The 9200-nt window shown below is 54.2% G+C and carries 8 protein-coding genes; 6 read left to right on the forward strand and 2 right to left on the reverse strand.

Annotated elements, in window-relative coordinates; genetic code table 11:
- Positions 1-13: 13 nt before the first annotated feature.
- Positions 14-1378 carry a gluconeogenesis factor YvcK family protein gene (locus tag H6F43_RS09495; protein WP_190342543.1) on the reverse strand — a complete coding sequence of 455 codons (1365 nt, stop codon included), beginning with the start codon at positions 1376-1378 and terminating at the stop codon, positions 14-16.
- A 260-nt stretch (positions 1379-1638) separates the two neighbouring features.
- On the opposite strand from H6F43_RS09495, the gene H6F43_RS09500 reads away from it, so the two are divergent.
- From H6F43_RS09500 to H6F43_RS09510, 3 genes are all read left to right on the forward strand, one after another.
- A complete protein-coding gene (locus tag H6F43_RS09500; RefSeq protein WP_190342544.1) occupies positions 1639-2424 on the forward strand; it encodes an ABC transporter ATP-binding protein in 786 nt (261 codons plus the stop codon).
- A 145-nt stretch (positions 2425-2569) separates the two neighbouring features.
- Positions 2570-3748 carry an MlaD family protein gene (locus tag H6F43_RS09505; RefSeq protein ID WP_190342545.1) on the forward strand — a complete coding sequence of 393 codons (1179 nt, stop codon included), beginning with the start codon at positions 2570-2572 and terminating at the stop codon, positions 3746-3748.
- An 87-nt stretch (positions 3749-3835) separates the two neighbouring features.
- Positions 3836-4669, forward strand: coding sequence for a carbohydrate ABC transporter permease (locus tag H6F43_RS09510; RefSeq protein WP_190342546.1), 834 nt, complete (start codon positions 3836-3838; stop codon positions 4667-4669).
- A gap of 82 nt (positions 4670-4751) precedes the next feature.
- Here H6F43_RS09510 and H6F43_RS09515 read toward each other — a convergent pair whose 3' ends face one another.
- The gene (locus H6F43_RS09515) at positions 4752-6353 is read right to left on the reverse strand and encodes an NAD(P)H-quinone oxidoreductase subunit 4 (protein ID WP_190342547.1); all 1602 of its coding nucleotides are present in this window, start codon (positions 6351-6353) and stop codon (positions 4752-4754) included.
- Between the two features lie 575 nt (positions 6354-6928).
- On the opposite strand from H6F43_RS09515, the gene H6F43_RS09520 reads away from it, so the two are divergent.
- The 3 genes from H6F43_RS09520 to H6F43_RS09530 are packed head-to-tail and all read left to right on the forward strand — an operon-like array spanning position 6929 to position 9065.
- Positions 6929-7474, forward strand: a complete 546-nt coding sequence (locus H6F43_RS09520) for a hypothetical protein (protein ID WP_190342548.1) — start codon at positions 6929-6931, stop codon at positions 7472-7474.
- Between the two features lie 23 nt (positions 7475-7497).
- Positions 7498-8010, forward strand: a complete 513-nt coding sequence (locus H6F43_RS09525; RefSeq protein WP_190342549.1) for a GNAT family N-acetyltransferase — start codon at positions 7498-7500, stop codon at positions 8008-8010.
- 2 nt (positions 8011-8012) lie between these two features.
- Positions 8013-9065, forward strand: a complete 1053-nt coding sequence (locus H6F43_RS09530) for a folate-binding protein YgfZ (protein ID WP_190342550.1) — start codon at positions 8013-8015, stop codon at positions 9063-9065.
- The last annotated feature ends 135 nt before the right edge of the window (positions 9066-9200 follow it).

The following is a 9200-nucleotide window of genomic DNA, read 5'->3' on the forward strand; positions in this document are numbered from 1 at the left end:
TCCTTCACCCTTCCTACAGCCCTTGCACGCGACCGTACCACCGCAGCAGCACCCGCGCTAACGCCTGCGGATTGTGCCGCACCAGCCCTGTTTTTTCGTCTTCGTCAATGACATTAGCAAGCACAACTCGTCGTCCTAATCGCGCAATTACGTCGCGATCGAGGGGCACAGGGTTCGAGTCCTCTTGTGCGTAGCGAATCAGAGCGCGGGCAGAGGGAACCTTCTTTTGCACCAGCACGGCATCAAACAAGCGCTTGCCGCAGGCAGAGTCGATCGCCCGAATGTGATCCCCGACGCTATAGCCTTGCGTTTCACCCAGTTGCGTCATGATATTGCAGACGTAGATGCGGGATGCCTGACTTTGAGCGACCGCGTCAGTAATCTCTGGCACAAGCAAGTTCGGGATAATGCTGGTATAGAGACTACCGGGACCGATGATGATGTAGTCTGCCTCCTGAATTGCCTTCAGCGCTTTTGGTAGGGCAGGCGGATTGGCAGGAATGCAGCCGAGACGGACAATCTTGCCGCCAGCCTCGGTAATATTTGACTCGCCCTCAATCCGCCGTCCGTCTGCCAACTCTGCCCACAGCCGCACATCGCTCAGCGTCGCGGGCAGCACCTGTCCGCGCACCGCAAGCACATTAGAACTCGCAGCGATCGCCTGCTCTAGGTCCCCAGTCACTTCGCTCATGGCGGTGAGGAACAAATTGCCGAAGCTATGTCCCACCAGTCCGTCTCCAGCGCGAAAGCGATACTGAAACAGCTCGGTCAGCAGCTTTTCTTCGTCGGCTAGGGCGGCTAGACAGTTGCGGATGTCTCCTGGCGGCAGCACGCCAATTTCGCGCCGCAGTCGTCCAGACGATCCGCCATCGTCGGCAACCGTGACGATCGCAGTAATGTTGGCGCTGTACTCTTTTAAGCCCCGCAGCAAGGTCGAAAGCCCCGTTCCGCCTCCCACGACAACAATGCGGGGTCCTTGATGCAGCCGCCGATGGGCTAGCAACACGTCGATTAAGCCGTCGTCTCCTTCTGGCATCAGCACATCGGTAATTGACTCCAGCGTGCGAGACTGCCCCCACCACACCAGCAGTAGCCCGGACGCCATTGCCAACGGACCACTGACGTAGCTTGGAACCGCATCCGTGATTTTTTGTAGAAACTGCCAGAGCAGTTGAGTGATGTAGAACACGGGCGTCAGCTTCATCCAAATCGCAAACCCCAGCGTGGCTAGCAGGACGCCACCCGCACTTAGTAGCAGCCAGCGCTTGACGAGCAAACCGGGAGCCAGCCACTTCACCCACTGATTGACGCGGTGATGTGTACTGCGGGATTCGTGGCGGAGCGCATTGATAGCTTGTTTCAGGAGACCATTAGTCATGGGGGTTAGCGCAGTGAGGGGAGGTCGGTAATGTCATCGAGCAAGCTTGAAATATCTAGCAGCAGAATACCGCAAGATCCCGGTTTCCAATGATTTGACTATAGGAGGTCTTGACGATCGATCAGTACAGCATAGGAAGTGTCTAAATGGAAGCTTCAAAGGAGACTAGAAAAGAATTTGCACAATTTTTGTCCTGTATGGGCAGGCAGTATTGCCCTTCGAGGATTAGACTGTTTAGGAGTATTCTGGTTCACTTTTGAATGGCTGAACCACTGATTGAGCTAAAAGGGGTATCCAAGGCGTTTGGCGATCGTGTTGTGCTAGACGCGGTGGATTTAACCATCTACCGTGGCGAGGCGTTAGCGGTTATTGGTCCCTCGGGTACGGGTAAATCTACGATCCTGCGAATCATTGCTGGATTGCTGGCTCCGGACGCAGGCGAAGTCTACATCCAGGGCAAGCGACGTCAGGGTTTAATTGAGGACTCGGACGATCCGATCGGGATTGGCATGGTGTTTCAGCAGGCGGCACTGTTTGATTCCTTGACGGTGGACGAGAACGTGGGGTTTCTGTTGTACCAGCGATCGCGCCTGCCGCGCCGCCGCATTCAGGAACTCGTGCAGCAGCGGTTAGAAATGGTGGGCTTAGGGGGTATTGGCAAGCGCTTGCCTGCCGAGCTTTCCGGCGGGATGCGCAAGCGGGTTAGTTTCGCCCGTGCCATTATGGCAAACCCCGAAAATCCCAAAGACACACCAGAGGTGCTGCTGTATGATGAGCCAACCGCGGGACTGGACCCGATCGCCTCGACCGTGATTGAGGACTTGGTGCGGCAGTTACAGTTTGGTCAGCATGGCTGCGGCTCCTACGTTATGGTGACGCACCAAGGCAGCACTATTCGTCGCACTGCCGATCGTGTAGTCTTGCTCTATCACGGTAAAGTGCAATGGGAAGGCAGTGTCCACGAGATTGACACGACCGATGACCCGATGGTGCGTCAGTTTTTTAGCGGCAGTGTTGAGGGACCGATCCAAGTCGGAGGGGAGTAGAAACGCGGCAATTGGGATTAAACTGACGACAGCCCCTAGGATAGTAATCTAAGATTCTTCTTTATTAAGTATGAGAAGCTTGTCCTGAGCTGGCTTTGCATGTAGTAGGCGCGGTTAAACTGGGTCTTAGCTGTGGGGGAAAACAATGCGATCGCGAACGATTCGAGAAGGCTCGGTAGGTCTGCTGATTCTGCTAGGACTCGCGCTATTTGCGGGGCTAATTCTGTGGCTGCGGGGATTGACTCTCGGCAACCGCAGCTTCAAAGTAATCTTTGAATTTGCCAATGTTGCTGGCATGCAGTCGGGAACCCAAGTGCGCTATCGCGGGGTGGCAGTGGGCAGAATCACGAGCACTCGACCGGGACCGAACGGCGTTGAGGTGGAAGCTGAGTTGTCTCCAGCCGACTTGGTTATTCCCAAGGCGGTGTTGGTGCAGGCGAATCAGTCGGGGCTGCTGGGCGAAGCGTCGATCGACCTTACCCCAACCAAAGAATTAACGGCTCCTGTAGCAGGAAAACCGCTGGACCCAAATTGCGATCGCTCGCTGATTGTCTGCGATAAGTCCCGTTTGCCGGGGCAAGTTGGCGTCAGCGTCGATGAACTGGTTCGCGCCACCATCCGCTTTGCCAACACCTACAGCGACCCCGCGCTTACGAACAACATTAACGCGGTCGCAAAGAACAGCGCCGAAGCCGCGGCTGAAGTAACGAAGCTGACCCGTGAGTTCAGCGTCGTTGCAAAGCAAGTTCAGCGGGAAATTGGGACGTTTTCACAGTCTGCCCAAGCGGTGAGTTCCGCCGCGAATCAGTTTGGGCTGACTGCTGTTCAGGCGAATGAGCTATTGGCAACCAACCGCTCCTCACTCGTTTCAACGCTCAACAACATTAATGTAATTACGACGCAACTGCGATCGACCGTAACTGGGCTGACGCCAGTGGTGGACCGCGTGCAGCAAGGAGCGCTGCTGCAAAATTTGGAAACGCTGTCTGCTAACGCGGCACAAGCATCCGCTGATTTTCGCGACATCTCGCGATCGCTCAACAATCCATCAAACGTGCTGGTGCTGCAGCAGACCCTCGACTCTGCCAGAGTCACGTTCCAAAACGTGCAAAAGATTACTGCCGATTTAGACGAACTGACGGGCGATCCAGCATTTCGCGACAATCTCCGCAATCTCGTGAATGGCTTGAGTGGTCTGGTGTCGTCTACCGAGCGGCTCCAGCAGCAGGCCCAACTGGAGCGGGCGTTGAGCGAGATTGCCGTCGATCGCCCGACAGTCCCCCCCACGTCCTCGGCTGTTCCTGCTCCTCAAACGTCCCAATAACCCAGTTGCCAATTATCCGAACGAGTGGGATGCTCTCAACTCCGATAAGCTAGTAGCTGATCGCTCACGCTAGGTAGCTGTATTGGCATGAAGCACGCATCAAACCGTTGGAACAGTGTGGGAATGTATGCCCTGTTGAGCGCGATCGCGGTGGTGATGTTGATTCCCCTCGTGTGGCTCATTAGCACCGCATTGAAGTCGCCGACGGAAGACTTGTTTCAGTTTCCCCCACGGCTGTTACCCGCCCAGCCAACGCTGGAAAATTTTGTCAACGTATGGCAAACAAATCCGTTCGGGCGCTATTTGTTTAACAGCACGCTGATCGCTGTCCTGACTGTGGGGTTGAATCTGCTGTTTTGCGCGCTGGCAGCGTATCCGCTAGCACGTTTGCAGTTTCGAGGGCGCGAAGTCATCTTCACGGCGATCGTCACGACAATCATGATTCCGTTTCAGATTGTGATGATTCCGCTGTACGTGCTGGCAGTGCAGCTTGGGTTACGCAACACCTACCTCGGTGTTATCTTTCCCGCGATCGCCTCGGCATTCGGCATTTTTCTGCTGCGGCAAGCGTTTCAGGGCGTGCCGAAGGAATTGGAAGAAGCCGCTCGAATCGATGGCTGCTCGGAATTGGGACTGTGGTGGTATGTGATGCTGCCGTCGATTCGTCCCGCGTTGGTGACGCTGGCAATTTTTGTTTTCATTGGCTCTTGGAGCGATTTTCTCTGGCCCCTCATCGTACTGGACCGCCCAGAATACTACACGCTGCCACTGGGTGTAGCCACCTTAGCCGGAACATTTTCGCTAGACTGGCGAGCCATTGCCGCTGGCTCGGTAATCTCAATCGCTCCGATCTTGCTGTTTTTTATCGTGATGCAGCGCTACATTGTGCCGACCGAATCTGGCAGCGGGGTTAAAGGATAGCGGTCCCGGTCCCTTACGCAAACAGCCTGGATGCGATCGCGTCCAGGCTGCATGAACTTGAGATGGGTAGCTAGTGCACTAGCTATTTCACAACGCCCAGCAGATCACGACTCGCTGTATTTGACAGTGCCGGTGCCGCAGACACTTGCGTTAGGTCGAGCGGCTGACGAGCGATCGTCGATACCGCATTCCGCGCTTGTACCGCAATTTGCACCGTCTTCACATCGTAGGTCTGGGTCAGCAGTTTGGGATACAGACCGATGCCAATGACTGGCAGCAGCAGGCAGGCGGTAATAAACACCTCACGCGGCTTGGCATCCAGGAAAACATGTCCTTTGAATTCCGGATTCTCTTGCCCGTAAAACATCTCCCGCAGCATCGACAGCAGGTAGATCGGAGTCAGAATCAGACCCACTGCCGACAGCAGCACAACGACCACCTTAAAGACCGACGTGTAAGAATCACTCGTGGCAAAGCCGAGGAACACTGCGAGTTCGCTGACGAATCCGCTCATTCCGGGCAGCGCAAGAGACGCCATCGAGCCGATCGTGAACAGTGCGAACACCGTAGGCATTGACTTTGCAAGACCACCCATTTTATCCAGAGCTAGGGTGTGGGTGCGATCGTAGGCGACGCCCGACAGGAAGAACAGTGCGGCAGCAATCAGTCCATGGGACACCATTTGCAGCACCGCGCCGCTAAGACCCAGTTCGGTGTAGGAGGCGATACCCAGCAGCACAAAGCCCATGTGGGAGATCGAAGAGTATGCCATGCGACGCTTCAGATTTCGCTGCGCGAAGGACGCTAGCGCACCGTAGATAATGTTGACGATGCCAAGAATCGCTAGGACCGGAGCAAAGTAAGCGTGTGCATCCGGCAGCATTTCAACGTTCATGCGGATGATTGCGTAGCCGCCCATCTTCAGCAGCACACCTGCCAAAATCATCGATACGGGAGCTGACGCTTCACCGTGTGCGTCGGGCAGCCAGGTGTGCAATGGGAAGATTGGAAGCTTGACGCCGTAGGCAAGAATCAGCGCAGCGTAGACGCAGAGTTCAAACGTCAGCGAATAGTCTTTCAGACCTAACTCGTGCAGATTGAACGTGACATTGCCACCGTAGAATGCCATTGCAAGCGCGGCAACCAGAATAAAGACCGAGCCGATCGCCGTGTAAAGAATGAACTTCGTGGCAGCGTACAGACGCTTTGGACCACCCCAGATAGAAATTAAAATGTAGACCGGAACCAGCTCTAGCTCCCACATCAGGAAGAACAGCAGGATATCCTGAGCGCAGAAAACCCCGATCTGGGCGCTGTACATTGCCAGCATCAGGAAGTAGAACAAGCGCGGCTTGTGGGTCACCTGCCAGGATGCCAGAATCGAGAGCGTGCTGACTAGACCCGCTAGCACCACTAAAGGCATCGAGATGCCGTCTACAGCGAGGGACCAGTTCAAGCCTAGTTGCGGTACCCAAGTGATCGTCTCGGTCAGTTGAAATGCAGGATCTTGCAGGTCGTAGTTTTGCCAGAAGGCGTACACGATTAAAGCAAGATCAGCGAACGCGACACCAAAAGCGTACCAGCGGACAGTTTTGCCCTGCTTGTCTGGTAGAACCGGAATCAGTAGAGAGGCTACCAGGGGCAGCAAGGTAATTGTCGTTAACCAAGGAAATTGTGTGCTCATCTTGAGTTACAAGGGTCGTGGGAGCAAAAGCGTCAGATTGCTATATGTATGGGCGATGCAGCAATCCTGCTTAATCCGCAAAGAAGCCCACCTATCTCAAGTGGAGGACTGGACGAACCAGACGCGCTTGCAGTTGATAACTGAGCAATGGAAGCAGCGATCGATCTCGGTGTGTAGCTAGCATGAGGATTGAGATCGTTCACTATTACCACAGAATTTTTCCTTGACAGAATAAGCCAGTGGAGCCGTAATAAGCTAGTGGAGCTGTAGTCAATCGATGAGGATTTGTACCTACGTCTTTAATACTACCCCAGTTTATTAAGTTAATTGAACTTGCATGACGAACTTATGCCACTTTTTAGATAGATGTTTTTGATGCAAAGGTGTGGCAAAAATCGTGGATTATTACAAGAGTTGGTGGTCACAGGGCTTTGAGCGATTTGAGATGGCTGCTGAGCGATCGTGAGCGACGGTCGTCCAACGTGACACTTTACAGTTTTGTTACAAAACCTTGAGTAATTGATTCAAGTCAGCTACCGTAATATGTTGCTTTAGATACAAATCGTCCTGTGATCATGCCCAAGTTTCGGGATATGTCTTCCTGGCAGCGAGCTGAGCAGCTAATGCAGCCTGCATTCATTCGCCTGATTGACAACGTCCGAAAACAGCTCGACGAATCGACTTGGAAAGGCAGCTACGAGGAAGTACCTGTGTGGTCTGAGGGCATCAGCGATGCAGACAAAGCGCAGGTGATGCAGCTACAGGAACGACTGAAGACTGCCCCCGCTGAAGAAGTAGACGGAATTGAGCGATCGCTCGCGCAACTACCAACGCCCTATCCTGGCTACCATCTAACCCTGAAGCATCAAGATCAGCAGGTGAGTGTTGATTTGTGGCAACTGTGCTATCAAATTTGCTTCCAGAACTACGATGCCGACAGCGGTACGGCTCACGCATCCAGTCAAACTGAGACCCTCCCTGTAGAAATTGATTCCAGCTTGTTCGACGAAACCGGAGATGTGGACTGGAACCGCCTGGATGAGAAGACTCAGCAGATTGTAGAGAGGATTTTCGCCGCGCTGCCCGATCGAGATTCCAACGGCACGATCGCACCTGAATAAACCCTTTCTAAAGCTACAGTTTTATGGACGGCATCGTTTTGGAAACGGAGCAGCTTTTTCTTTGCGAGTGGTCTCTTAAAGACTTTGATGCCTTTAAAGCGATCGCCACAAATCCCACAGTGATGCAGTTCATTGGCACTGGAGCACTCTGGTCAGACGACAGAATTCAGCAGTGGATCGAGAAACAGATCTTTCTGTACACGAACTACCAGTTCTGTAACTGGGTATTAATCGACAAGATGACGCAGGCGTTTATGGGCTTCTGTGGACTACAGCCTTTCAACCAAGAAATTGAAATTGGTTGGTGGTTGGCTCCGGAGTACTGGGGAAAAGGATTTGCAACCGAATCGGCTCAGGCAGCAATGGCGGATGGATTTAATCGATTAAACCTGTCACGTATCGTCTCGATCGCTCAGCCCGCGAATCACCGCTCGATTCGAGTTATGGAAAAGCTAGGAATGCAGTTTGAGAAGATGAGTACCGACCTTCGCGGCATCGAAGTTGTATATTACGCAAAGAATCGTCCAGCGGGGTAGGTATGACAGAAGCGTTGCGGGAAGCCCAAAAACAAAGCGGTGCAGTGGTTGAGTCCGGCGTGCTCTCCAGCTTTGGGAACGATGCAGCAGCCGTGCAAGCCGCGCGGCAGAGTGTAGCAGTCTACGATCGCTCTCACTGGGGATGCCTTCAGGTGACCGGAGCCGACCGCCTTGCTTTTTTGCACAATCAGAGCACCAACGACTTTAAGCGCTTGCAGCCGGGGCAAGGCTGCGACACCGTGTTTGTAACGTCAACGGCGCGAACGATCGACTTGGCAACCGCGTACGTGCTAGAAGATTCGGTGCTGCTATTGGTGTCTCCAAATCGGCGCGAAACGCTGCTGACATGGCTCGATCGCTACATTTTCTTTGGCGACAATGTAGCGCTTTCTGACATCACAGCACAAACGATCGCCTTTAGCGTGATTGGACCGGAGAGCGATCGTCTGCTAGAGCGGCTAGGGGCTGGAAGTTTGCTGGGTCAACCGGAATCTAGCCATCAGGTTGTTGAATTAGCGGGACAGCAGGTTCGCATTGCCGTAGGGAACGGGCTAGCGCTGCTGGGCTACACGATAATTCTGGAGAGTGACAAGGCTGCTTTGGTGTGGGAAGCACTAGTTCAGGCAGGCGCAGTACCGTTCGGCGATCGTGCGTGGGAGCATCTGCGCGTAGAGCAGGGGCGACCCCTGCCCGATCGCGAACTCACTGAGGACTACAACCCGCTGGAAGCCGGACTGTGGCAGACGCTCTCATTCAACAAAGGCTGCTACATCGGGCAGGAAACGATCGCGCGGCTAGATACCTACAAGGGTGTGAAGCAGCAGCTTTGGGGCGTACGCCTAACTGCAACAGCCGCACCCGGAACGATTGTCACGCTAGGCGACGAGAAGGTTGGTGTGCTAACCAGCCAAACGAATACCGAGCACGGCTCGTTTGGCTTGGCGTACATTCGCACCAAAGCGGGTGGGGCAGGACTGAAGGTGCACATCGGCGAGGCAGAAGCGGATGTGGTGGATGTCCCCTTTCTGACGCACGATCGAGCCGCCTCTCAATGAGGCTGGTTAGCCGCCTTACCTACAACAATTCCATACATCAGCGGTAGATTGGGCACGCCCTGCGGAGGAAACAGGCGCCGTCCTGGACCTTCGCGCATTTGCTCAAACAGCTTGCAGCCGTTGGAGTAGGGGTAC

It is taken from the genome of Leptolyngbya sp. FACHB-36, from assembly GCF_014695955.1.
Taxonomy (GTDB): domain Bacteria; phylum Cyanobacteriota; class Cyanobacteriia; order Leptolyngbyales; family Leptolyngbyaceae; genus FACHB-36.

What these genes read in the sequence shown, in the direction of transcription:
- H6F43_RS09510 (WP_190342546.1), top strand. Translation starts at nt 3,836, where the DNA reads ATGAAGCACGCATCAAACCGTTGGAACAGTGTGGGAATGTATGCCCTG.
- H6F43_RS09495 (WP_190342543.1), bottom strand. Translation starts at nt 1,378, where the DNA reads ATGACTAATGGTCTCCTGAAACAAGCTATCAATGCGCTCCGCCACGAA.
- H6F43_RS09500 (WP_190342544.1), top strand. Translation starts at nt 1,639, where the DNA reads ATGGCTGAACCACTGATTGAGCTAAAAGGGGTATCCAAGGCGTTTGGC.
- H6F43_RS09505 (WP_190342545.1), top strand. Translation starts at nt 2,570, where the DNA reads ATGCGATCGCGAACGATTCGAGAAGGCTCGGTAGGTCTGCTGATTCTG.
- H6F43_RS09520 (WP_190342548.1), top strand. Translation starts at nt 6,929, where the DNA reads ATGCCCAAGTTTCGGGATATGTCTTCCTGGCAGCGAGCTGAGCAGCTA.
- H6F43_RS09515 (WP_190342547.1), bottom strand. Translation starts at nt 6,353, where the DNA reads ATGAGCACACAATTTCCTTGGTTAACGACAATTACCTTGCTGCCCCTG.
- H6F43_RS09530 (WP_190342550.1), top strand. Translation starts at nt 8,013, where the DNA reads ATGACAGAAGCGTTGCGGGAAGCCCAAAAACAAAGCGGTGCAGTGGTT.
- H6F43_RS09525 (WP_190342549.1), top strand. Translation starts at nt 7,498, where the DNA reads ATGGACGGCATCGTTTTGGAAACGGAGCAGCTTTTTCTTTGCGAGTGG.